This window comes from Amycolatopsis acididurans, from assembly GCF_012328925.1.
GTDB classification, from domain to species: domain Bacteria; phylum Actinomycetota; class Actinomycetes; order Mycobacteriales; family Pseudonocardiaceae; genus Amycolatopsis_E; species Amycolatopsis_E acididurans.
The window spans coordinates 51,729-74,017 of record NZ_JAAXLS010000024.1 but is presented as its reverse complement, the minus strand read 5'-3'; the positions used below and the strand labels follow the sequence as shown (position 1 = coordinate 74,017).

The 22,289-nt window shown below is 69.8% G+C and carries 29 protein-coding genes and 1 riboswitch; of the genes, 13 read left to right on the top strand and 16 right to left on the bottom strand.

Going from position 1 to position 22,289, the window contains the following annotated elements; all coding sequences use genetic code 11:
- The first annotated feature begins 225 nt into the window (after positions 1–225).
- A riboswitch (cobalamin riboswitch) is annotated at positions 226–379 on the top strand.
- 73 nt (positions 380–452) lie between these two features.
- The 3 genes from HFP15_RS42995 (at position 453) to HFP15_RS27285 (ending at position 3,294) form a co-directional block, all read left to right on the top strand.
- Entirely contained in the window at positions 453–1,370 is a 918-nt protein-coding gene (locus HFP15_RS42995) for an ABC transporter substrate-binding protein (RefSeq protein ID WP_246272068.1), read from the top strand.
- Positions 1,367–2,371 carry a FecCD family ABC transporter permease gene (locus HFP15_RS27290; protein ID WP_312871766.1) on the top strand — a complete coding sequence of 335 codons (1,005 nt, stop codon included), beginning with the start codon at positions 1,367–1,369 and terminating at the stop codon, positions 2,369–2,371. The genes HFP15_RS42995 and HFP15_RS27290 overlap by 4 nt, the downstream gene beginning before the upstream one ends.
- Before the next feature lie 134 nt (positions 2,372–2,505).
- Positions 2,506–3,294: an SDR family oxidoreductase gene (locus HFP15_RS27285; protein ID WP_168519608.1), complete on the top strand. Its 789-nt coding sequence runs from the start codon at positions 2,506–2,508 to the stop codon at positions 3,292–3,294.
- Here HFP15_RS27285 and lgt read toward each other — a convergent pair whose 3' ends face one another.
- From lgt to HFP15_RS27245, 9 genes are all read right to left on the bottom strand, one after another.
- Positions 3,295–4,296, bottom strand: coding sequence for a prolipoprotein diacylglyceryl transferase (gene lgt / locus HFP15_RS27280; RefSeq protein WP_168519607.1), 1,002 nt, complete (start codon positions 4,294–4,296; stop codon positions 3,295–3,297).
- Between the two features lie 36 nt (positions 4,297–4,332).
- The gene (locus HFP15_RS27275) at positions 4,333–4,500 is read right to left on the bottom strand and encodes a hypothetical protein (RefSeq protein WP_168519606.1); all 168 of its coding nucleotides are present in this window, start codon (positions 4,498–4,500) and stop codon (positions 4,333–4,335) included.
- Positions 4,501–4,513: 13 nt separating this feature from the next.
- Complete coding sequence (locus HFP15_RS42990) at positions 4,514–4,900, bottom strand: Uma2 family endonuclease (RefSeq protein WP_376768898.1); 387 nt, start codon at positions 4,898–4,900, stop codon at positions 4,514–4,516.
- Positions 4,901–4,917: 17 nt separating this feature from the next.
- The gene (locus HFP15_RS42985) at positions 4,918–5,091 is read right to left on the bottom strand and encodes a hypothetical protein (protein ID WP_246272067.1); all 174 of its coding nucleotides are present in this window, start codon (positions 5,089–5,091) and stop codon (positions 4,918–4,920) included.
- Between the two features lie 32 nt (positions 5,092–5,123).
- On the bottom strand, positions 5,124–5,900 hold the full coding sequence (gene trpA / locus HFP15_RS27265; RefSeq protein WP_168519605.1) for a tryptophan synthase subunit alpha: 777 nt from the start codon (positions 5,898–5,900) through the stop codon (positions 5,124–5,126).
- Positions 5,897–7,132: a tryptophan synthase subunit beta gene (trpB, locus tag HFP15_RS27260; protein ID WP_168519604.1), complete on the bottom strand. Its 1,236-nt coding sequence runs from the start codon at positions 7,130–7,132 to the stop codon at positions 5,897–5,899. Before trpB ends, trpA begins: the two co-directional genes overlap by 4 nt.
- Positions 7,111–7,920 carry an indole-3-glycerol phosphate synthase TrpC gene (trpC, locus tag HFP15_RS27255; RefSeq protein ID WP_168519603.1) on the bottom strand — a complete coding sequence of 270 codons (810 nt, stop codon included), beginning with the start codon at positions 7,918–7,920 and terminating at the stop codon, positions 7,111–7,113. Before trpC ends, trpB begins: the two co-directional genes overlap by 22 nt.
- 150 nt (positions 7,921–8,070) lie before the next feature.
- On the bottom strand, positions 8,071–8,619 hold the full coding sequence (locus HFP15_RS27250) for a Trp biosynthesis-associated membrane protein (RefSeq protein WP_168519602.1): 549 nt from the start codon (positions 8,617–8,619) through the stop codon (positions 8,071–8,073).
- On the bottom strand, positions 8,597–10,168 hold the full coding sequence (locus HFP15_RS27245; RefSeq protein ID WP_168519601.1) for an anthranilate synthase component I: 1,572 nt from the start codon (positions 10,166–10,168) through the stop codon (positions 8,597–8,599). Before HFP15_RS27245 ends, HFP15_RS27250 begins: the two co-directional genes overlap by 23 nt.
- Before the next feature lie 143 nt (positions 10,169–10,311).
- On the opposite strand from HFP15_RS27245, the gene HFP15_RS27240 reads away from it, so the two are divergent.
- Entirely contained in the window at positions 10,312–10,968 is a 657-nt protein-coding gene (locus HFP15_RS27240) for a TetR/AcrR family transcriptional regulator (RefSeq protein WP_168519630.1), read from the top strand.
- A gap of 9 nt (positions 10,969–10,977) precedes the next feature.
- On the opposite strand, the gene HFP15_RS27235 is transcribed toward HFP15_RS27240, so the two are convergent.
- The 4 genes from HFP15_RS27235 to hisF form a co-directional block, all read right to left on the bottom strand.
- Positions 10,978–11,277 carry a hypothetical protein gene (locus HFP15_RS27235; protein WP_168519600.1) on the bottom strand — a complete coding sequence of 100 codons (300 nt, stop codon included), beginning with the start codon at positions 11,275–11,277 and terminating at the stop codon, positions 10,978–10,980.
- A gap of 120 nt (positions 11,278–11,397) precedes the next feature.
- Positions 11,398–11,751 carry a phosphoribosyl-AMP cyclohydrolase gene (gene hisI, locus HFP15_RS27230; protein WP_168519599.1) on the bottom strand — a complete coding sequence of 118 codons (354 nt, stop codon included), beginning with the start codon at positions 11,749–11,751 and terminating at the stop codon, positions 11,398–11,400.
- On the bottom strand, positions 11,748–12,119 hold the full coding sequence (locus HFP15_RS27225) for a hypothetical protein (RefSeq protein ID WP_168519598.1): 372 nt from the start codon (positions 12,117–12,119) through the stop codon (positions 11,748–11,750). Before HFP15_RS27225 ends, hisI begins: the two co-directional genes overlap by 4 nt.
- The gene (hisF, locus tag HFP15_RS27220; protein ID WP_168519597.1) at positions 12,116–12,889 is read right to left on the bottom strand and encodes an imidazole glycerol phosphate synthase subunit HisF; all 774 of its coding nucleotides are present in this window, start codon (positions 12,887–12,889) and stop codon (positions 12,116–12,118) included. The genes HFP15_RS27225 and hisF overlap by 4 nt, the downstream gene beginning before the upstream one ends.
- A gap of 43 nt (positions 12,890–12,932) precedes the next feature.
- On the opposite strand from hisF, the gene HFP15_RS27215 reads away from it, so the two are divergent.
- From HFP15_RS27215 to HFP15_RS27195, 5 genes are read left to right on the top strand one after another with little or no spacing between them, the layout of a single operon-like run.
- Positions 12,933–13,508 (top strand): TetR/AcrR family transcriptional regulator, encoded by a 576-nt coding sequence (locus HFP15_RS27215; RefSeq protein ID WP_168519596.1) that lies wholly within the window; start codon positions 12,933–12,935, stop codon positions 13,506–13,508.
- 10 nt (positions 13,509–13,518) lie between these two features.
- Positions 13,519–14,352, top strand: coding sequence for a DMT family protein (locus tag HFP15_RS27210; RefSeq protein ID WP_168519595.1), 834 nt, complete (start codon positions 13,519–13,521; stop codon positions 14,350–14,352).
- A 49-nt stretch (positions 14,353–14,401) separates the two neighbouring features.
- A complete protein-coding gene (locus HFP15_RS27205; RefSeq protein ID WP_168519594.1) occupies positions 14,402–15,127 on the top strand; it encodes an ABC transporter ATP-binding protein in 726 nt (241 codons plus the stop codon).
- Positions 15,124–15,858: an ABC transporter permease gene (locus HFP15_RS27200; protein WP_168519593.1), complete on the top strand. Its 735-nt coding sequence runs from the start codon at positions 15,124–15,126 to the stop codon at positions 15,856–15,858. The genes HFP15_RS27205 and HFP15_RS27200 overlap by 4 nt, the downstream gene beginning before the upstream one ends.
- Positions 15,859–15,878: 20 nt before the next feature.
- Positions 15,879–16,265 (top strand): PPOX class F420-dependent oxidoreductase, encoded by a 387-nt coding sequence (locus tag HFP15_RS27195; RefSeq protein WP_168519592.1) that lies wholly within the window; start codon positions 15,879–15,881, stop codon positions 16,263–16,265.
- Here HFP15_RS27195 and priA read toward each other — a convergent pair.
- Complete coding sequence (priA, locus tag HFP15_RS27190; protein WP_168519591.1) at positions 16,262–16,993, bottom strand: bifunctional 1-(5-phosphoribosyl)-5-((5-phosphoribosylamino)methylideneamino)imidazole-4-carboxamide isomerase/phosphoribosylanthranilate isomerase PriA; 732 nt, start codon at positions 16,991–16,993, stop codon at positions 16,262–16,264. The genes HFP15_RS27195 and priA overlap by 4 nt on opposite strands.
- Before the next feature lie 22 nt (positions 16,994–17,015).
- Positions 17,016–17,645 (bottom strand): imidazole glycerol phosphate synthase subunit HisH, encoded by a 630-nt coding sequence (gene hisH, locus HFP15_RS27185; RefSeq protein ID WP_168519590.1) that lies wholly within the window; start codon positions 17,643–17,645, stop codon positions 17,016–17,018.
- A 112-nt stretch (positions 17,646–17,757) separates the two neighbouring features.
- On the opposite strand from hisH, the gene HFP15_RS27180 reads away from it, so the two are divergent.
- The 3 genes from HFP15_RS27180 (at position 17,758) to HFP15_RS43600 (ending at position 19,380) form a co-directional block, all read left to right on the top strand.
- Positions 17,758–18,126 carry a hypothetical protein gene (locus HFP15_RS27180; RefSeq protein WP_168519589.1) on the top strand — a complete coding sequence of 123 codons (369 nt, stop codon included), beginning with the start codon at positions 17,758–17,760 and terminating at the stop codon, positions 18,124–18,126.
- A gap of 198 nt (positions 18,127–18,324) precedes the next feature.
- Positions 18,325–18,786: a redox-sensitive transcriptional activator SoxR gene (gene soxR / locus HFP15_RS27175; protein ID WP_168519588.1), complete on the top strand. Its 462-nt coding sequence runs from the start codon at positions 18,325–18,327 to the stop codon at positions 18,784–18,786.
- 168 nt (positions 18,787–18,954) lie between these two features.
- Positions 18,955–19,380, top strand: a complete 426-nt coding sequence (locus tag HFP15_RS43600; RefSeq protein ID WP_168519587.1) for a GNAT family N-acetyltransferase — start codon at positions 18,955–18,957, stop codon at positions 19,378–19,380.
- Here HFP15_RS43600 and HFP15_RS27160 read toward each other — a convergent pair.
- The gene (locus HFP15_RS27160) at positions 19,361–19,963 is read right to left on the bottom strand and encodes a TetR/AcrR family transcriptional regulator (RefSeq protein ID WP_168519586.1); all 603 of its coding nucleotides are present in this window, start codon (positions 19,961–19,963) and stop codon (positions 19,361–19,363) included. The genes HFP15_RS43600 and HFP15_RS27160 overlap by 20 nt on opposite strands.
- A gap of 167 nt (positions 19,964–20,130) precedes the next feature.
- Here HFP15_RS27160 and HFP15_RS27155 point away from each other — a divergent pair, with 167 nt between their 5' ends.
- Positions 20,131–22,260, top strand: a complete 2,130-nt coding sequence (locus HFP15_RS27155; RefSeq protein WP_168519585.1) for an MMPL family transporter — start codon at positions 20,131–20,133, stop codon at positions 22,258–22,260.
- Positions 22,261–22,289: the final 29 nt, after the last annotated feature.

Here is a 22,289-nt window from a genome sequence, read left to right as displayed (position 1 = left end):
GCTCGGGACGACGATGGCCCGCTGATTAGCGCGACCTTAACACCCAGGAAACACGACGGCACCCTCTCGGAGTGTGGATTTTCTCATCGAGGAGGTAACGATCTGGCTGCGACGAACGACATCGGTCTTGATGGGCTCGTTCCGCTGAGTCTGCTTCCCAGCGTAGCTCGCGCTCAATCCTTTCAAGATTACGTGAACCATGTGCCGGACCGCCATAGCGAGCGGTGGTAGCGTTCCTCACGCTGGTCAGCGGCCTGTTGACCAGTGACGCGAACGGCAGCGAAACCGGTGCGAATCCGGTGCTGTGCCGCAACTGTGATGGTTTCACTACGGTCCGTGGAACCCGAGCCAGGTCGCCTGCCGCGCGCGCCACGCCCTTCACCTCCGGCGCAGAGGTGCGGCGTGCTCGGTAACGGCACGGCGCCACGCCGGGCGAGCAACCGAGGTTTCACATGTCGCGCAGGTTTCCGCCGATCATCCTGGTGTTACTGCTGGTTCTGGCGGGTTGCGCCAGTCACCCGGCGGATCAGGACTCCACCGCCGCCCCGGACACCGAGGCCACGTTCCCGGTCACCATCGGCCCGGTGACCATCGACCGCCGGCCCACCAGGATCGTGTCGCTGTCCGCGTCCGCCACGGAGACGTTGTTCGCGGTGGGCGCCGGTAAAGAGGTCGTCGCCGTCGATTCGCAGTCGGACTACCCGCCGGAGGCACCGCACACGCGGCTTTCCGCGCTCAGCCCCGATCCCGAGGCGATCGCGAGCTACCACCCCGATCTGGTGATCGCCTCGGCGGACCAGAACGGACTGTCCGCCGCGCTGGCCAAGATCGGCGCGAAAACACTGGTCATGCCCGCGGCGAAGAGCCTCGACGAGGCCTACGACCAGTTCGTTCAGCTCGGCAGGGCGACCGGTCACCAGGCCGAAGGCGAGAGCCTGGCCCGGCAGACGCGGAGCGATATCGACAAAATCGTCGCGGATGCGCCCAAACCGGCGAAACCGCTGACGTACTACTACGAGATCGATCAGACGTACTACTCGGCGACGTCGGCCACATTCATCGGCAGTGTTTTGAGCCGGTTCGGCTTGAAGAACATCGCCGACGGGAACGACCCGGGGATTTCCGGCGGTTATCCGCAGCTATCTGCAGAACGCATTTTGCAGTCCAATCCGGATCTCATCTTTCTCGCGGACAGCACATGCTGCGGGCAGAACCCGCAGACGGTCGCCGCACGGCCCGGCTGGAACACGCTGACCGCGGTGCGCGCGGGACACGTGTTCCCGCTCGACGACGACATCGCCTCCCGGTGGAGCCCGCGCATCGTCGATCTCGTCCGCGCCGTCGCCGGCGCACTCGCCGGCGCGCAGTGACCCGGCTACGCCCGCGCACCGCCGTTCTCGCGACGCTCGTGCTGCTGGCCGTGCTCGTTGTCGCGGTGGTGCTCGGTGCCGCGGATCTCGGCTGGCAGCGCGTCCTCGGCGAGATCTGGGCGCAACTGACCGGCGGGATGTCTCCGCTGTCGGAACGGGAAGCCGCGATCGTGTGGCAGCTGCGCGTGCCCAGAGTGCTACTGGCCGCGCTCGTCGGTGCGGCGCTCGCGGTCGCGGGCGCGACTTTCCAAGGCGTGTTCCGCAATCCGCTGGCCGATCCGTACCTGCTCGGGTCTTCGGCCGGGGCGGGCATGGCCGCGACACTCGTGGTCGTGCTGGCGCCCGCCGCGACCGGCTGGGTGCAGCCGGCCGCGTTCGCGGGCGCGCTCGGCGGCGTGTGGCTGAGCTGGCTGCTCGGCCGTTCCGCGGGCAGCGGCACCGCGACGCTGTTGCTGGCCGGGGTCGCGGTCGGCGCGTTCCTCGCCGCCGTGCAGACCTTCGCCCAGCAGCTCAACACCGAGACCATCCGCCAGGTCTACACCTGGATGCTCGGCGGGTTCGCGGTCAGCGGCTGGCACGAGGTGCTGACCGCGCTGCCCTACATCGCGCTCGCGGCCCTCGTGCTGTGCGTTGTGGCGCGACCGCTGGATGTGCTGGCCCTCGGCGACGCCGAAGCCACCTCGCTCGGGATGCGGCCGGGCCTGATCCGGGCCGTGGTGCTGGCGGCGGCCTCGCTCGCGACGGCGGCCGCGGTGTCGGTCAGCGGGCTGATCGGGTTCGTCGGGATCGTCGTCCCGCATCTGGTGCGGCTGCTGGCGGGCGGCGCGCACCGCGTCCTGCTGCCGCTTTCGCTGGCCGGTGGCGCGGTGTTCCTCGTCGTGGCCGATCAGGTGGCACGCACGGTCCTGCCGGGCGAACTGCCGCTCGGCGTGGTCACGGCCTTCACCGGAGCGCCGTTCTTCGTGGCCGTTCTCCGGTCTTCGCGAGGGAAGGCGACATGACCAAGTGTCCATTGTAGAGGCTTGCACTGGCCACAGTGGACGATCTGTTCGTCCCGCCCGGCTCCGCGGCCTCCCGGCGGAGACCTCGTCGTGACACCTACTCGCGACAAGTAGAACGTGTTATCGTTTTCGCCATGATTCTCGAACGTTTCCGGTTGGCCGGCAAGGTCGCCGTGATCACCGGGTCGGGCCGCGGCATCGGCGCCGCGGCAGCGGTCGGGCTGGCCGAGGCCGGCGCCGACGTCGTCATCTCCTCCCGTACCGAGTCCGATCTGCACGAGGTCGCCGCCCGCGTGGCCGACGCCGGGCGCAAGGCACACGTCGTGCCCGCGGATCTCAGCGATCCCGACGCCGCCGCGGCGCTCGCGAAAGCGGCCGTGGACACGTTCGGGCGGCTGGACATCGTGGTGAACAACGTCGGCGGCACCTACCCTCGCCCACTACTGGAAACCACGCCCGAGTTCCTCGAGGAGGCGTTCCGGTTCAACGTGTCGACGGCGCACGCCCTCACCACCGCCGCGGCCCCGGCGATGCTGACGGCCGGGGGTGGCGCGGTCGTGAACATCTCGTCGAACATGGGCCGGATCGCCGGGCGCGGGTTCGCCGCCTACGGCACCGCGAAGGCCGCCCTCGCGCACTACACCCGGCTCGCCGCGCTGGATCTCGCGCCGCGCATCCGGGTCAACGCGATCGCCGTCGGCTCGGTGGTCACGTCCGCGCTCGAGATCGTGGCGGGCAACCCGGAACTGCGCGAGAAGATGGAGTCGGCCACGCCGCTGCACCGCCTCGGCGACCCCGAGGACATCGCCGCGACGATCGTGTACCTGGTATCGCAGGCGGGTGCCTACGTCACGGGCAAGGTGCTGGAGGTCGACGGCGGGCTGCAGGCGCCCAACCTCGACCTCGGCCTGCCGGACCTGTAGCTACTCGCCGCCGTCGGTCTTGGTGGCGCTGTCGCTCTTCGTCGCGCTGTCGGTCTTCACCGTGTCGTCGCTCTCCACCGTGTCGCCGGTCTCGTCGTCGGGTTCCGGCGGCTCGGTGCGCAGCAACTCCGGATCCTCGCGCGGGCCGCGTTTGCGCGCCAGCACGAAGTAGGCCAGTCCCAGCAGGAACACGATGATCGAGGTCCACACGTTGACCCGCAGGCCGAGCACGTGCGTGGCATCGTCGGTACGCATCAGCTCGATCCAGAACCGGCCGAGCGTGTAGCCGGAGACGTAGAGCGCGAACACACGGCCGTGGCCGAGCTTGAAGCGGCGGTCGGCCCACACCAGCAGCGCGGCGATCAGCAGGTTCCAGATCAGCTCGTACAGGAAGGTGGGGTGCACCGGGCTTTCCGGCAACGGGATGTCGCCGAACGCGACGCCGTTGGGGCCCTGGTCGGGGATCGTCGGGTTGTTCGGGTCGAAGCGCTGGTAGATCTCCAGGCCCCAGGGCAGCGTGGTGTGCGCGCCGTAGAGTTCCTGGTTGAAGTAGTTGCCGATGCGGCCCATGGCCTGCGCGACGATGATGCCCGGCGCGACCGCGTCCGCCATCGCCGGGAGCGGAATGCCCTTGCGGCGGCAGCCGATCCACGCGCCGAGCGCGCCGAGCGCGATCGCGCCCCAGATGCCGAGGCCGCCATCCCAGATGTACAGCGCCTTGACCGGGTCCTTGCCGGCGCCGAAGTAGCGCCACCAGTCGGTGGTGACGTGATAGAGCCGGCCGCCGACGAGTCCGAACGGCACGGCCCACACGGCGATGTCGATGATCGCGCCCTTGCTGCCGCCACGCTGCTGCCAGCGCCGTTCGCCCCACCAGATGGCGACGACGATGCCGGCGATGATGCACAGGGCATAGGCGCGGATCGGGATCGGACCGAGGTACCAGACCCCGCGGTCCGGGCTGGGGATGGTCGCGAGGAACGCAGCCGAGGCGGTATGCACGCGGTCACCGTAACGTGTGCGCCGGTGGCGGTGGCGTCAAGGCCGCTCGTTGAGCACCGCGGAGGCCGCCGCGAGCACGCAACCGACCCCGAAAATCGCGGTCAGCCACCACGGCCCGCCCCGGAAACCGTTCCACAACGCCACGGCGGCCGACGCCACGGCGATGATGATGTTGCGTACTTGCAGGGGTGAAGGCTTGGCCATGGAGGCCAGCCTTTCACGGGCTTTTCCCGCTCAGCAGGCGAGGTCGACGGTCGCCGCGAAGGGACGGGCGAAGGTGAGTTTTCCGGCTTCGCTGCGGGTGATCGCGGTATTCGCCGTCGGTCAGCTCCAGCTGCGTCGCCTCGACCGGCGCCGCCGGACTCACCAGAAGGTAGTACGGGACGTTCGCCTCGGCGTAGAGCTGCCGCTTGAGCAACCGGTCCGTGATCTTGCTCGACGGGGACTCGATCTCGACAGCGAGCAGGACATCTGCCGCCGAAACGTAGACGAGATCCTCACCTGGGCACGTCACGACGACGAGATCCGGGATGAGTAACCGGCGCTCGGTCAGGCGGACATTGATCCCGGGCACAGCTCGACATCCGGACCACCCGCGTCCCACAGGCCACGCTGAAGTGCTTACAGGATGTGCTGGTGCCTCGTGGTCGGCGCCGGGCTCACCAGGAGCGATCCGTCGACCAGCTCGACCCGGTTGCCCTTGTCCTCCGGCAGGTCGAGGACCTCTTCAACGGTCCACTCGCCCTGGTGCCGCGGCACGATGCAGTCGGGCTCGACGTCAGGCAGTGCGGCCACGGTAGTTCACCGCCAACGGCAAGTGCCGCGCGTCAGGCCGCGCGCACGCCCTCGGCGAGTTCCTCCGTCAGGGCACGCACGCACGCAGGGCCTTCGCCCGCCGCGGTCACCAGTGCCGAGCCGACGATCACCGCGTCGGCGAACGAGGCGACCTCCGCCGCCTGCTCGCGGGACTTCACGCCCAGCCCGACACCGACCGGCAGGTCCGTGTGCGCCTTGACGCGCCGCACCAGCTCCGCCGCGCCCGAGCCGACCTGCTCGCGCGCACCGGTGACGCCCATGACCGCCGTCGCGTACACGAAACCCGACGACGCCCGCGTGGTCAGCGCCAGCCGCTCCTCCGAGGACGAGGGCGCCACCAGGAAGGTCCGGTCCAGCCCGTGCTGCTCCGACGCGGCCATCCACTCGCCGGCCTCGTCCGGGATCAAATCCGGCGTGATCATGCCGAGCCCGCCCGCCGCGGCCAGGTCCCGCGCGAACGCGTCCACCCCGTAGCGGCGCACCGGGTTCCAGTACGTCATCACCACCGCACGCCCACCGCGCGCCGACACCGACTCCACGACCTCGAACAGGTGCTTGAGCCGGAATCCGTTCTTCAGCGCCTGGCCGGCCGCCAGCTGGATGGTCGGCCCGTCCATGACCGGGTCCGAGTACGGCACGCCGACCTCGACCAGATCCGCGCCACTGTCGACCATCGCGCCGATCAGCGCCTTGGACTCCTCGACCGTCGGGTATCCGGCGGGCAGGTAGCCGACCAGCGCACCCCGGCCCCCGTCACGGGTCTGCTCGAAAAGCGAAGCGAGGCTCACTGCGGGTCCACCAATCCGAAATAGTGGGCCGCGGTGTCCATGTCCTTGTCGCCGCGACCGGACAGGTTCACCACGATCAGCGCCTCGCGGCCGAGCTCCCGGCCCAGCTGCAGAGCACCGGCGAGCGCGTGCGCCGACTCGATCGCCGGAATGATGCCCTCGGTGCGGGCCAGCAGCCGGAACGCGTCCATCGCCTCGGCGTCGGTGATGGGCCGGTACTCCGCGCGCCCGGTGTCCTTGAGCCACGCGTGCTCCGGGCCGACGCCCGGGTAGTCCAGCCCCGCGGAGATCGAGTGCGACTCGAGCGTCTGGCCGTCCTCGTCCTGCAGCAGGTACGACATCGCGCCGTGCAGGTTGCCCGGCGTGCCCTTGGTCAGCGTCGCGCCGTGCCGCGTGGTGTCCAGCCCCTCGCCGCCCGGCTCCAGCCCGACGAGCCGCACGTCCGGATCGTCGATGAAACCGTGGAAGATGCCGATCGCGTTGGAACCGCCGCCGACACAGGCCGCGACGGCGTCGGGCAGCCTGCCGGTCTGTTCCAGCACCTGCGCGCGGGCTTCCTCGCCGATGATCTTGTGAAAGTTGCGCACCATCGTCGGGAACGGGTACGGGCCCGCGGCGGTGCCGAACAGGTAGTGCGTGGTGTCGGCGTTGGTGACCCAGTCCCGCAGCGCCTCGTTGATCGCGTCCTTCAGCGTGCGCGAACCGGTCTTGACCGGGATGACCTCGGCGCCCAGCAGCCGCATCCTGGCCACGTTCAGCGCCTGCCGCTCGGTGTCGACCTCGCCCATGTAGACCACGCAGTCGAGGTCGAGCAGGGCACACGCGGTGGCCGTGGCGACCCCGTGCTGGCCGGCGCCGGTCTCGGCGATGACGCGCTTCTTGCCCATCCGCTTGGTGAGCAGCGCCTGGCCCAGCACATTGTTGATCTTGTGGGAGCCGGTGTGGTTGAGGTCCTCGCGCTTGAGGAAGATCCGCGCGTCACCGGCGTGCGCGCCGAAACGCGGGGCCTCGGTCAACAGCGAGGGACGGCCGGCGTAGTCACGCAGGAGCCGCTTGAACTCGTTGACGAAATCCGGGTCGACGCGTGCCTTGTCGTACTCGGTGGCCACCTCGTCGACGACGCCGATCAGCGCCTCCGGCATGAACCGGCCGCCGTAGGGGCCGTAGTAGCCGCGCTCGTCCGGGTCGTGCTCGTTGCGTTCTTGCTCGCTCATCGGCTGGGCCTCGGGCATGCGGGGTGCGAACCGGCGGTGACGAGCTTGATCAGCGAGCCCTTCGGGTCGCCCGACGCGACGAGTCCCTCGCCGACCAGCACGGCGTCCGCGCCGTGCCCGGCGTAGGCCATCAGGTCGCCGGGGCCGCGGACGCCGGACTCGGCGACCTTCGTCACGTCGAACGGCAGCCCGGGGGCCAGCCTGCCGAACACGTCGCGGTCCACTTCGAGTGTGTGCAGGTTGCGGGCGTTGATGCCGATCACCTGGGCGCCGGCCTCCAGCGCGCGGTCGGCCTCCTCGGCGTTGTGCACCTCGACCAGTGCGGCCATGCCGAGCGACTCGACGCGGTCCAGCAGCGCGACGAGCGCGTTCTGCTCCAGCGCGGCGACGATCAGCAGCACCATGTCGGCACCGTGCGCACGGGCCTCGTGCACCTGGTACGGGCTGACGACGAAGTCCTTGCGCAGCAGGGGAACGTCCACCACCGCGCGGACGGCGTCGAGGTCGGCGAGCGAACCGCCGAAGCGGCGCTGCTCGGTCAGCACGCTGATGACGCGCGCGCCGGCTTCCTCGTAGTCCTTGGCCAGCGCGGCCGGATCGGCGATCTCGGCCAGCTCACCCTTGGACGGGCTGCGCCGCTTGACCTCGGCGATAACCCCGATCGAAGACTCACGAAGCGCGCCGGCGGCATCCCGCGGCGCGGGCGCCTTGGCGGCAAGACGCTTGAGCTCGTCGAACGGCAGCGCCTTCTCGCGCTCGGCGAGGTCGGCGCGGACACCGGCGACGATTTCTTCGAGAACGCTCACCAGGTGCCCCCGTTTCCGGAATCACCCAAGATTTCACTCGAAAGCTGGCTCACAAACACCTTCCCCTTCCCGCAGAAAAGATGCTAACTCGCCCGGTGCCACGCCTCGGTCCCGGGTCGAACATGGGACGGTTGCCACGAAAAGCCGTCGTTACGAGTCCCTCGTTGGATCTTCGCCTTCGGAGAGCGCCTCCCACAGCTCGGTGTCCGGGTCCCGCGCGGTCTTCTTCACGCTGGGTGCTGCATAGCGTGCGCCCAGTCGCGGCATCGCGGAAGCGTGTTTGATGGCGATCAACCCGCCGAGCACCACCAGAATTCCGCCGAGCAGCGCGAGACCGCGGCCGGTGAAGATCTGCCATACCGGTGCGCCGGCGGGAAAACCACTGAACCGGACGCCGTCGATCGCGACCCAGCACGCCGCCAGTCCGGCGACGGACATGACGATGCCGAGCACTCTGCGTGCCCAGCCGCCGGTGGCGACCATGCCGGCGACCCCGGCCACCGCGAGCACGGCCAGGGGCAGCAGCGCCGCCGAACGCTGCGCCCCGGTCTGGGTCTGCAGGATCATGCCGCGGACGCCGCCGTCGGTCAGTTCGGCGAACCATACGAAGCGTGAGGCGCCCCACAGCGCCGCCGCGCCGAGCAACAGCACGGCGACGACTGTCCACAAAGGACGCTTACTGGACGCTGGCGATGTCATCGGTGGGATCCAGGGCGCGCGCGGGCGCCATCGTCTGCGCGGCGGCGACCGCGGAGAGCACGGTGCGCGCCTTGTTCAGCGATTCGTTGTCCTCGTAGTCGGGCACGGAGTCGGCGACGACGCCGCCGCCCGCCTGCACGTAGGCGACCCCTTCCCGCACCAGCGCGGTGCGGATGGCGATCGCGGTGTCGGCGTCGCCGGCGAAGTCGAGGTAGCCGACGACACCGCCGTAGAGGCCGCGCCGCACCGGTTCCAGCTCCTCGATCAGCTCCATCGCACGCACCTTCGGCGCACCGGAGAGCGTTCCCGCGGGGAAACAGGCCGCGACCGCGTCGAACGCCGTCCGGTCGTCGGCCAGCTCGCCGGTGACGGTGGACACGATGTGCATCACGTGGCTGTAGCGCTCGATGGTGAAGAAGTCGACCACCCGCACGGTGCCGGGTTTGCACACCTTGCCGAGGTCGTTGCGGCCGAGGTCGACGAGCATGAGGTGCTCGGCGCGCTCCTTGTCGTCGGCCAGCAGGTCCTTGGCCAGCTGCGCGTCCTCCTCCGGATCCGCGCCGCGCCAGCGCGTGCCCGCGATGGGGTGCGTGGTGGCCCGGCCGTCGCGCACCGTCACCAGCGCCTCCGGGCTGGAGCCGACGATGTCGAAGCCCTCCAGCCGCAGCAGGTACATGTACGGGCTCGGGTTGGAGGTGCGCAGCACGCGGTAGATGTCCAGCGCGTCGGCCCGGGTGGCCATCTCGAACCGTTGCGAGGGCACGACCTGGAACGCTTCACCGGCCTTGATCGCCTCGACGGCCTTCTCGACGGCGCGGTGGTAGTCCTCCTTGGCGCGGTGCCGCGTGAACTCGGGCGCAGGGCGCTCGAAGACCGCGGTGGTCGAGGGTGCGGACGCGCGCAGCTGCTCGGTCATGTGCTCGAGGCGGCGCACCGCGTCGTCGTAGGCGGCGTCGACGCGTTCCGGGGAGTCGTCCCAGTTGACCGCGTTCGCGATGAGCGTGACCGTGCCCTCGTGGTGGTCGAAGGCCGCGAGGTCGGTCGCGAGCAGCATGGTCAACTCGGGGAGGTCGAGGTCCTTCTCGGCCAGCTCCGGGAGCTTTTCCAGCCAGCGCACCGAGTCGTAGCCGATGTAGCCGACCATGCCGCCGGTCAGCGGCGGCAGCCCCGGCAGCGGCTCGGTGTGCAGCGCAGCGACGGTCTCACGCAGGATCTGCAGCGGGTTGCCCTCGGTGGGCAGGCCGACGGGCGGGGTGCCCTCCCACACCGCCTTGCCGTCGCGCACAGTCAGCGCGGCGGGACTGCGCACCCCGATGAACGACCATCGCGACCAGGACTGTCCGTTCTCCGCCGATTCGAACAGGAACGTGCCGGGACGGTCCGCGGCGAGCTTGCGGTACACACCGACCGGGGTCTCCCCGTCGGCGAGCAGCCGCCGGACCACCGGGATGACCCGGCGCCCTTCGGCGAGCGCGCGGAATTCGTCCCGGGCGGGGCTCGCGGAACCGAGCCCGCCGGACGCGGAATTCGCGGAGTGGACAGTGACCATGGCAGCCATTGTGCCGCTGACGCCCACGGCCACCCGCACCGGGCATTAATTCATTCTGCGTTGAATTTTTTGCCCTGACAAGCCATGATGGATTGGTGAGCACCGCCGAACAACCCGACACCCCCGCCAAGCCGGCCAAGGCCGTGGGGGTCGCACCGCCGCCGGACACTCCGGCTGAATCCCCCTCCCCCGCGCCGGCCCGCAAGCGAGGACGGCGGCCCGCCGGACAGGACACGCGCAACGCCCTGCTGGCGGCCGCCCGTGAGGTGTTCTCCGAATCGGGGTACGAAGGCGCCACCGTGCGGACCATCGCCTCGCGGGCCGGGGTGGACGCGGCGATGGTCAACCACTGGTTCGGCGGCAAGGAATCACTGTTCGCGCAGGCCGTCCTGCAACTGCCCTTCGACCCCGGCCAGCTCGTCGGCGAACTGCTCGCGGGCAGCCGCGACTCGCTCGGCGAGCGGATCGTCCGCCGGTTCGTGACCGTCTGGGACGCGACCGCGGGCGGCGTGTTCCCCGCGCTGGTGCGCAGTCTGGCCAGCCACGACCAGGCTGCCATCGGCCTGCGAGACTTCCTGATCGAGCACGTCCTCAGCCGCGTGGTGGCCTCGATCGACGCTGATCAACCCCAGTTGCGGGCCACGCTGTGCGCGTCCCAGCTCATCGGCGTCGGCATGGCTCGTTACGTCGCGAAGTTCGAACCCCTCGGCTCGGCCGACCTGGAGACCGTCGTGGCCGCGGTCGGGCCGACCTTGCAGCGTTACCTCACGGGCGACATCGGTTCCACCCGTTCGAATTGACCCCGCCGTTCAGTCGAACTTGTCCTCGGTCCACAGGCCGAGCCTCTTCATCGCCTGCTCGACGTCATTGGAATGCTCCACCGCGATCCGTTCCGCGGAGCGGATGGAGAACTGTGCGGTCTCCAGCAGATGCCGGATGTCACCAGTGTCCGTTGTGGACATCTCACCGGGATTGTCCATGTCCGCCTTGGAAACCTCGTTGATCGCGATCTCCACCGCCATCAGGTCGGTCATCGTGTCGTCGAGGCTGGTCACCAACTGCCGCGCCCTACCGCGCAGTTGTTCGTAATAGACTTTCGTATCACTCATGATCGCGCTCCTTTCCAGGGAATTCGTCCGTGGGGACATAGAATTCCGAAGAACGAAACGCTTGGCAACGAATCAGACAACGAGATCCGAAGTTCACCCAGAAGAGAGAACTTGGCCCGTTCAGCCCTCGTCGGCGAGCAGCAGCCGCTCATCGGTGTCGAAGCACGAATGCGTGCCCGTGTGGCACGCCGGGCCGGTCTGGTCGACGCGCACGAGCACCGTGTCCGCGTCGCAGTCCAGGCGCACCTCACGCACATGCTGCGTGTGCCCGGACGTCTCGCCCTTGACCCACAACTCCTTGCGGCTGCGCGAATAGTAGGTGCCGCGCCGGGTGGTCAGCGTGCGTTCGAGCGCCTCGTCGTTCATCCACGCGACCATCAGCACGTCGGAGGTCGAGTGCTCGACCACCACCGCGCAGATCAGCCCGTCGGCGTTGCGCTTGAGCCGCGCGGACAGTTCGGGATCCAGGCTCATGCGGTGGCTCCGTACAGATAGCGGCGCATCGGGCCGGAATTGAGCAGGACGATCGTGTAGACGTACCCGGCGGCCACCAGCCCGGAGAAGATCTTGAACCAGATGACCGTGCTGCCCAGCAGCAGGAACGCGTGCAGGATCGCCAGCAGCGCGGCGACCCCGAACCCGAAGAAGCGGGACGAGGGCATGCGCAGCGCCAGCCCGCCGGCGACCAGCCCGCCGAGGATCACGCTCGCGATGGGCAGGATCACCGTGCGCGGCGACGCCTCGGACGTGGCCACGATGACGATGCCGAGCGCGAGATAGGCGAGACCGAGCCCGAGCAGCAGCCAGACCGTCACCTTCACCTCGACGGCGGCCTGCCTCACCGGACCTCGACTCCCCCGGCCCGCAGCGCGTTCTTGACCTCACCGATCTTCAACTGTCCGAAGTGGAACACGCTGGCGGCCAGCACCGCGTCGGCGCCGGCACGCACGGCGGGCAGGAAGTGCTCGGTGGCACCCGCGCCGCCACTGGCGATCAACGGCACCCGCACGACCTTCCGGGTCATCTCGATCAGTTCGAGGTCGAAGCCGCTCTTCGTGCCGTCGGCGTCCATGGAGTTCAGCAGGATCTCGCCGACCCCGTACTCCTCGCCGCGCTGGGCCCATTCGACGGCGTCGATACCCGTGCCGCGGCGGCCGCCGTGGGTGGTCACCTCGAACCCGGACGGCGTCGGCTCCTGCCCCGCGGGCACGCGGCGCGCGTCCACCGACAGCACGATGCACTGCGAGCCGAACCGGCGGGAGGCCTCGTGCAGCAGTTCGGGACGCGCGATGGCGGCGGTGTTGATGCCCACCTTGTCGGCACCGGCGCGCAGCAGCTTGTCGACGTCCTCGCAGGTGCGGACGCCGCCGCCGACGGTGAGCGGGATGAAGACCTGCTCGGCGGTGCGGCGGACCACGTCGAACGTCGTCTCCCGGTTGCCCGAGGAGGCCGTGACGTCGAGGAAGGTCAGCTCGTCCGCGCCCTCCGCGTCGTAGATTCGGGCCAGCTCCACCGGATCGCCCGCGTCACGCAGGTCGGCGAAGTTCACGCCCTTCACCACGCGCCCCGCGTCCACATCCAGACAGGGAATGACCCTTACCGCTACGCCCATATCCCCAGCTTACTGGCCCTGATTTTCGTCCTAATATCCCCGCATGGCACGAGCGGGGCGCCGGCCAGGTCCCACCGAGACACGCGAGCAGATCATCGCCGCGGCCCGGCGGGCCTTCGCCGAGCAGGGCTACGACGGGGCGACGGTGCGCGGGATCGCCGCCGAAGCGGGAGTGAACGCGGCGCTGCTGCACCATTTCTTCGGCACCAAGCAGCAACTGTTCGTGGTGGCGATGAACTTCCCGATCGATCCGGCCGAGCAGCTGCCGCTGCTGCTGTCCGGCCCGCCGGAACAGATCGGCGAACGGGTCGCCCGGTTGTTCCTCGCGTTGTGGGGCGATCCCGCGGGCCGGGCGCCGTTCCTCGCGATGCTGCGGTCGGTCGCGAGCAACGAGCAGGCCGCGACGATGCTCCGGCAGTTCATGGTGCGCACCGTGCTGGCCCGGCTCGCCGAGGCGCGCGGCGTGCCGCCGCTGCGGGTGACCGCGGCCGCCGCACAGATGATCGGCCTGGTGATGCTGCGCTACGTCGTGCAGGCACCGCCGCTGGTCGACGCCACCGACGACGAGATCGTCGAGTTGATCGCGCCCGTGCTGCAGAACTACCTCACCCCTGAATAGGGTCGGTCCCGTGTGGTGGGGTCTGGTGTGCGCGCTGGTCGCGGCGATCGCGTACGGGGTGGCGTCGGTGCTGCAGGCGGTCGCGGCGCGCGCGGTGGACGACGACGGCGCGGCCGGCGTCGATCCGAGGCTGCTGTTCCGGGTGCTGCGGCAGTGGCGTTATGTGCTCGGGCTGAGCATGGACGCGCTGGGCTTCATCGCCCAGCTGGTGGCGCTGCGGGTGCTGCCGCTGTTCGTCGTGCAGGCGGCGCTCGCGGCGAGCCTCGCCGTGACGGCGGTGGCCGCGCTCAAGATCGGGGCCCGGCTGCACGGCCGCGAATGGACCGCGATCGTGGCGGTGTGCGCCGGGCTCGCGCTGCTCGGGGCGTCCGCGCAGAGCGAGGGTTCCGAACCGGTCGGGCTGGGCTTCCACATCGCGCTCGCGGTCGCGACGGTCGTGCTCGCCGGTGTCGGCGCGCTCGCCGGCCGCGCGGCGGACACGGTGCGCGGTCCCGCGCTGGGACTGGTCGCCGGGCTGGGCTTCGCGCTGGTGGCGCTCGCCGGACGGGTGCTGGACACCAGCAGCGTCGTCGCGGTGCTCACCGATCCGGCGACCTACACGATCGCGGGCGCCGGGGTGGTCGCGATGCTGTTCTACGCCTCCGCGCTGCAGCGCGGCAGCGTCACCACCGCCACCGCACTCATGGTCGTCGGCGAAACCGTGCTGCCTTCGGTCATCGGGGTCGTCGCGCTCGGCGACTCGACCCGTCCCGGATTCGCGCCGATCGCGATCGCCGGGTTCGTGCTGGCCGTCGCGGCGGCTCTCGCGCTCGCCCGGTTCGGCGAGATCGAACCGGCCTCCTGAGGGCGTCCGCCCCTTGACCGGACAACTCGGCGGACGCAGAATTAAACACATGACGAATTCAGCCGTCACCGTCGGCGGTCTCGTGGTCCGCCGCGGCGGGCGCGAGGTCGTGCACGACGTGAGCTTCGCCGTGCCGCGCGGCCAGGTGACCGGCCTGCTCGGTCCGAGCGGCTGCGGCAAGACCACAGTGCTGCGCTCGATCGTGGGCGTGCAGATCGTCGCGGGCGGGCAGGTGCACGTGCTCGGCCGTCCGGCGGGCAGCCCCGAGCTGCGCCGGAAGATCGGCTACGCCACGCAGAATCCCGCGATCTACGCCGATCTCACCGTCGCCGAGGCGCTGCGCTACTTCGCCGCGATCCTGCGCGCGCCGAAGTCCGACGTGGACAGGGTGATCGCCGAGGTCGATCTCGGTGCCGAGGCGGGCAGCCTGGTCGGCAACCTCTCCGGCGGGGAACTCAGCCGCGCCAACCTCGCCATCGCCCTGCTCGGCACCCCGGAGCTGCTGGTGCTCGACGAGCCCACGGTCGGGCTCGACCCCGTGCTGCGCGACAGCCTGTGGGAACTGTTCCGCACCCTCGCGGCGCGGGGCACGACGCTGCTCGTGTCGAGTCACGTGATGGACGAGGCCGCGCGCTGCGATCAGCTGCTGCTGATGCGCGAGGGCCGGGTGCTGGCCACCGGCTCGCCCTCGGCACTGCGCGAGCGCACCGGCTCCGCCGACCTCGAACAGGCCTTCCTCCGGCTGATCCGCGACAAGGAGGCCGCACACTCATGAACCTCGCGATGACGCTCGCCACGACGCGCCGCATCCTCAGCCAGCTCCGGCACGATCCGCGCACCGTCGTGCTGCTGATCGCGGTGCCCTCGGTGCTGATGGTGCTGCTGCGTTATGTGCTCGACACGGCCGTGGCGTTCAATCACACCGCGCCCGCCCTGCTGGGCATCTTCCCGTTCACGGTGATGTTCCTGATCACCTCGATCACCACGCTGCGCGAGCGGACCACGACCACGCTCGAACGGCTGATGACACTGCCGATCCACAAACTGGACCTACTGTTCGGGTACGCGATCGCGTTCGGGCTGCTCGCGATCGTGCAGGTCGCGGTGGCCACCACGATCTCGGCGAGCTGGCTGGGCCTGGACATCAAGGGCTCGCTGTGGCTGCTGCTGGCGATCGCGGTGCTCGACGCGCTGCTCGGCGTCGCGCTCGGGCTGTTCGTCAGCGCCTTCGCCACGACCGAGTTCCAGGCGATCCAGTTCATGCCCGTGTTCGTGCTGCCGCAGCTGCTGCTGTGCGGCCTGTTCGCGGCGCGCGGCTCGATGGGCTGGGTGCTGAACTGGCTGTCGGACGTGATGCCGCTGTCCTACGCCGTGGAGGCGCTCAGCCGCATCACCGGCTCGTCCACAGTGGACGTGACGCTGTGGCGCGACCTGCTGGTCGTGGCCGGGTGCGCACTTCTCGCGCTCGTGCTCGGCGCGGCCACGTTGCACCGCCGCACGCCGTGAACCTGACTATTTTGGGCGGTATGACAACCGAGGCCGAACGGCTGGGCGCCGAGAAGTACGTGCTGCTGACCACCTACCGCAAGGACGGCACGGCCGTGCCGACGCCGGTGTGGGCGGCCACCGACGACGGTGAACTGGTCATCTTCTCCGAGCGCAAGGCGGGCAAGGTCAAGCGCATCCGCAACGACGGCAAGGTGCTCGTGCAGGCCTGCGACCTGCGCGGTTCGAAGACGCACGGGCCCGCGGTGCCCGGTCGGGCGCGGCTGCTCGACGCCGAGCGCACGGCGCACGCGCTCGACGTCATCGCGCGCGACTACGGCGTCTTCGGGCGCGTGACGATGTTCTTCAGCCGTCTGCGGGGCCCGAAGGACCGCACGGTCGGGATCGCCGTGAAGCTGGACGCCTAGCGCACCGCTTCGAGCGCCTCCGGCAGGGTGAACGCACCCGCGTAGAGGGCCTTGCCGACGATCGAGCCCTCGACCCCGTCGTCGGCCAGCGTCGCGAGCGCGCGCAGGTCGTCGAGGCTGGACACCCCGCCGGAGGCGATCACGGGCGCGTCGGTGCGGGCGGCGACCTCACGCAGCAGGTCGAGGTTCGGGCCCTTGAGCGTGCCGTCCTTGCTCACGTCGGTGACCACGTAGCGGCTCGCGCCGTCGCGGTCGAGGCGCTCCAGCACCTCCCACAGGTCGCCGCCGTCCTTGGTCCAGCCGCGTGCGGCCAGCCGGTGCCCGGCGTCGGTGATGCGCACGTCGAGGCCGATGGCGACCCGGTCGCCGTAGGTGGCGACGGCCTTCGCGGTCCATTCCGGGTCTTCCAGCGCGGCCGTGCCGAGGTTGACCCGGCGGGCGCCGGTGGCCAGCGCGGCCCGCAGCGACTCGTCGTCGCGGATGCCGCCCGACAGCTCCACCTGCACGTCGAGTTCGCCGACGACGCGCGCCAGCAGCTCGCGGTTGGAGCCCTTACCGAACGCGGCGTCGAGGTCGACGAGATGGATCCACTCCGCGCCGTCCCGCTGCCAGGTCAGCGCCGCCTCGAGCGGATCGCCGTAGGAGGTCTCGGTGCCGGCGGCGCCCTGGACGAGCCGCACGGCCTGGCCGTCGGCCACGTCAACAGCGGGAAGGAGCGTGAAAGTCACGCGGTCACTATAGGTGGGCCGCTCAGAGCGTCCGCAGCCAGTTCTCCAGCAGGTGCGCGCCCGCGTCGCCGGACTTCTCCGGGTGGAACTGGGTCGCCCACAGGGGCCCGTTCTCCGCCGCCGCGACGAAATCCTCGCCATGGTGGGACCAGGTGACCTTCGGCTGCTGGCCCCGCAGGCCGGAGTTGAGTTCCCACTTCCGCAGCGCGTAGGAGTGCAGGAAGTAGAACCGCGTGTCGGCATCCAGGCCCGCGAACAACTGCGAGTCCTCCGGCGCGCGGACGGTGTTCCAGCCCATGTGCGGCACGACGTCGGCGTGCAGCCGCTCGACCGTGCCCGGCCACTCACCGGTGCCCTTCGACTCCACGCCGTGCTCGACACCGCGTTCGAACAGGATCTGCATGCCGACGCAGATGCCGAGCACCGGGCGCCCGCCGGCCAGCCGGGTGCCGATGATCTTGTCGCCGCCGACCGAACGCAGGCCCTCGATACAGGCGGCGAACGCGCCGACACCGGGCACGACCAGACCGTCGGCTTCCAGCGCCGCATGGCGATCGGCGGTCACCTCGACGTCGGCACCAACCCGCTGTACCGCCCGTTCGGCGGATCGAAGGTTCCCGGAACCGTAATCGAGAATCACGACGCGAGTCATGTGTCCAGTCTAGGCTGGACCGGGCAACGGCCTCCAAAGACGCCGAAGTCCGGTTTAGGCCCTCCGGTCCGGGGGAAAATACCGGCTCGGGGGGCAACCCGAGGGAGTGACGATGCTGTCTCACAGCAGTTCCGAGATCCGTCCCGAAAGCGTCGACAGACCGGCGCCCACGCGCAGGATTCTGAGTCTGACCGCCGAACTGGCCGCCGAGCTGAGCCGGTTCAAGGCCGAGAACCTCGGCCCCACCGAGTTGCACAGGCTAATGCACGGGATGAACTGCACCGCCTCGGCACTCACCCGCATTCTCGACCAGTTACGCGACTGCCCGGTGCTGACGCAATCCGAGAACGAGCTGGGGCTGCCACGCCACCAGACCGTGCGCAGCGAACTGGAGCAGGCCGCCGCCGCGGCCGAGGATCTGCAGGTGAGTGCCGAGTCGTTGTGCCGCTTACTGCCCGGCGCGATGCTCGGACCGACATGACCGCTCCCGGCGACAGCGGGTGACCGTGCTGTTCCGCAATGTTCAAAAGTCCTTTGTGGACGGCCGCGCGGGCTGATTCGACAAGTTGTGCTCGCCCCGGCACGTTTCTGTATTGATCCACTGTGGACCGGCTTCCACCGCCGGTCGGCGCCGGTGGTCAACCTCGACTTAAGTTGAAGTTCGGGCTAAGCTGGCGGCGTGAGCAAGCTTGCCGACCACCTCAGCATCGGGCAGGTCGCGGAACGCAGCGGCGTGCCGCATACGGCCCTACGGTTCTACGAGGACCGCGGGCTGATCTTCTCAGAGCGCTCCGCGGGCAACCAACGACGGTATTCGCGCTCCGTACTGCGGCGCATCGCGTTCATCCGCGCGGCGCAGCGGGTGGGCCTGAGCCTGGAGGAGATCAGCGAGGCACTGGTCACCCTGCCGCACGACCACGCCCCCACCAAGGCCGACTGGGCGCGCCTGTCCCGCACCTGGCAGGACGAGCTCGACGCGCGGATCGACGCCCTGCGGCGGCTGCGGGACCGGCTGACCGGGTGCGTGGGCTGCGGCTGCCTGTCGCTGCGGGCGTGCGGGCTGTACAACCAGGACGACCAGATGGCGAAGTTCGGCCCCGGCGCGCGGCTGCTCAAGCCCGCCACCGAGGGCGGCGCCTGAGCGTCCCTGGACGACGACGGACCGGTAGCGCTCTCCAAGCGGCTTTCCCGCCACCTCCGGCACACGCCGCACGACATCAGCCCCACGAGTTCCGCGTCAGTGCGAACGGGGTCTGGCTCACCGCGCACGTGCCACCCCGCTTCCTGCGCGAGCCAGCACAATAAGGGCGTGCACATCAGGCCCGCGGACGTCACCGACGCCGATGCCGTGTTCGAGCTGCTCCGGCAGTTCGTGACCGGCTACCCGGCGCGGCGCCAGGCCTTCGACCGGGACTACGAGTATCTGCTAGCCCAGACCTACGACGGCACCGACCTGCTGGTCGCCGACGACGAGGGCGCCGTGATCGGCTACGCGCTCGCCACCCGGTTCCTCGTCTTCTACGCGGGCGGCCAGGTGTGCGAACTGCAGGAACTCATGGTCGCCCCGGAGCACCGCGGCAGGGGCGTCGGCAGACAACTCGTCGACGCGGTCGTCGCCCGCGCACGCGCGGCCGGCGCGATCGAGGTCCTCGTGCCCACCCGGTGCGCCCGCGACTACTACCGCGCCCTCGGCTTCACCGAGGCGGCCACCGTGCTCAAGCTGCCCCTGACCTGACCTTTCTCGGCCTGCCGAGCAGCTTGCGCCCGACCTCCAGCAGGCTCTCGCGGAGCTTGTCGTCCTCGATACCGGCGAAATCGTGCGCACCGCCGGTCAGCGCGATTCCGGCGATCGCCGCGTGCACGGCCACCGCCCGGCTCACCCCGCCGTCCGGACCGGTCAGGATCTCCGTCATCCGGACGCTGAAGTTCTCCCGCCCCGACCACGACCGGGTGAGCGCACGCATGACGCCGGGATCGCGGCTGACCAGCGCGACGAGCGAGCGGTAGCGCACCACGACGTCCACGAAACCGGCCAGCAGATGGTCGATCCGGGCACCCGGCCTGCGCATCGCGGCGGCCTCGGTGACGATCTGGTCGAGCTCCCGCAGGCCCGGCTCGGCGACCGCCTCGGTGATCTCGTCCTTGGTCTTGAAGTGGTAGTACACGGCGGCCTTCGTGACCCCGAGCGCGTCGGCGATCATCTGCAGCGACGTGCCCTCGACACCGTGCTCGGAGAACAGCCGCAACGCGGTCGCGAGCAGGCGCGCGCGGGTGCCCTCCTGGCCACGCGACGTCGCGCTGGCCGCTTCGGCCGTCATCTGACCTCCCTGTGAGCAGGCCGAGGATACGTGGCCTTTTCACCAAGAGGCAACCGCGAAACCCCTAGCCGTGCGGCTAGTCACACACTAGCCGATCGGCTTGTTGATGACCTTGCCGATCGGCTAGCGTTTTCATCACCCGAAGGAATGACGAACGGAGCACGACCGTGGCCACCCTGCTTTACCGGCTCGCCCGGGTCTCCTTCCGCCACCGCTGGCGGATCGTCGGCCTCTGGGTGGTGGCGCTGATCGCGCTCGGCGCCGGCGCGCTGACGCTGTCCGGGCAGATGTCCAACTCCGTGACCATTCCCGGCACGGAGTCGCAGCGCGCGATCGACCACCTCAAGGAACGCTTTCCGCAGGCGCAGGTCGGGGGCGCGACCGCGAGGGTCGCGATCGAGGCACCATCGGGACAGAAGCTCACCGATCCGGTCAACCACGCCGCCGTCGAACAGCTGGTGACCGAGCTGAAGACCGCGCCGAAGGCCCGCATGGTCGCGGATCCGTTCCAGGGCAGGACGATCTCGCCGGACGGCCGGATCGCGCTGGTCCAGGTCAGCTACGGAGTGCAGGCGTCCGAGATCACCGACGGGGATCGCGCGGCACTGACGACGCCCGCGGACACGTTGCGGCACGACGGTTTCACGGTCGAGTTCGGCGGTGACGCCATCCAGGGCGTCCCGGCGACCGGTGCCACGGAAGGCATCGGCGTCATCGTCGCGGCGATCGTGCTGACCGTGACGTTCGGCTCGCTGATCGCCGCCGGGCTGCCGCTGCTGACCGCGCTGATCGGCGTGGGCGTCGGGATGACCGGGATCATGACCGTCTCCGGTTTCGTCGAGCTGAACTCGAACACCCCGATCCTCGCGTTGATGCTCGGCTTGGCCGTCGGCATCGACTACGCGTTGTTCATCGTCTCGCGGTACCGGCACGAGCTCGGTGCCGGCCATGAGCCCGAAGAGGCGGCCGCGCGCAGTGTCGGCACGGCGGGTTCGGCGGTCGTGTTCGCCGGGCTGACGGTGATCATCGCGCTGGTGGGGCTGACCGTCGTCGGCATCCCGTTCCTCGGCCAGATGGGCATCGCCGCCGCGGCCACGGTCGCGATCGCCGTGCTCATCGCGCTCACCCTGCTGCCCGCGATCCTGGGCTTCGCCGGGCGCAAGGTGCTGCCGAAGCGGGCGCCGAAGCCCAGCGGTGGCGCGGGCCGGCGGTGGGCGGGGTTCGTCGCGAAGCACCGGGTTCCGGCCCTGTTGCTGGGTGTCGCCGGGCTGCTCGTGGTCGCGATCCCCGCGCTGAGCATGCAGCTCGGTCTGCCCAACGACGCCACGGCGGCGCCCGATTCCACGCAGCGCAAGGCTTACGAGATGGTCAGCCGCGGGTTCGGTGCGGGGACCAACGGCCCGCTGATCGTGGTGGTGTCCGACGCGACGACGGCCGCCGCGACGCAGGCCGCCGACGACGTGTCGCGGCTGGGCGACGTGGCCGCGGTGACGCAGCCGATGTTCAACGCGCAACGGGACACGGCGATGTTCACGGTGATCCCGAAGAGCGGGCCGAGCAGCGACCAGACCGAGCAGCTGGTGAGCGACATCCGCGCGCTGCCGAGTGACGCGCAGTTGTCGGTGACCGGGCAGACCGCGATGCAGATCGACGTGTCGAAGAAGCTCGGCGCGGCGATGCTGCCCTATCTGGTGCTGATCGTCGGGCTGGCGTTCCTGTTGCTGATGCTGGTCTTCCGGTCGGTCGTGGTGCCGCTGAAGGCGACGCTCGGGTTCCTCGGTTCGGTCGTCGCGACGTTCGGTGCGGTGGTCGCGGTGTTCCAGTGGGGCTGGCTCACGAATCTGCTCGGTGTCTCCTCGACCGGGCCGATCATGAGCATGCTGCCGATCCTGCTGATCGGTGTGCTGTTCGGGCTCGCGATGGACTACCAGGTGTTCCTGGTGACGCGGATGCGCGAGGAACACGTGCACGGCGCCGACCCGCAGGAGGCGATGGTGACCGGTTTCCACCACGGTTCACGCGTCGTCGTCGCGGCCGCGCTGATCATGATCAGTGTGTTCGCGGGTTTCGTGCTGGCCGATTCGAGCCTGATCCAGTCGATCGGTTTCGCGCTGGCGTTCGGGGTCGCGGTGGACGCGTTCGTGGTGCGCATGACGATCGTGCCCGCGGTGATGTCGCTGCTGGGCAAGGGAGCCTGGTGGCTGCCGAAGTGGCTGGACCGCGTCCTGCCGGACATCGACGTCGAGGGCTCACGCCTGGCCCACCGCCTCGAGAAGCGCGTGCCGGAGAAGGTCTGATCGAACGCTCTTCAAAAGTGGCGGAGCGG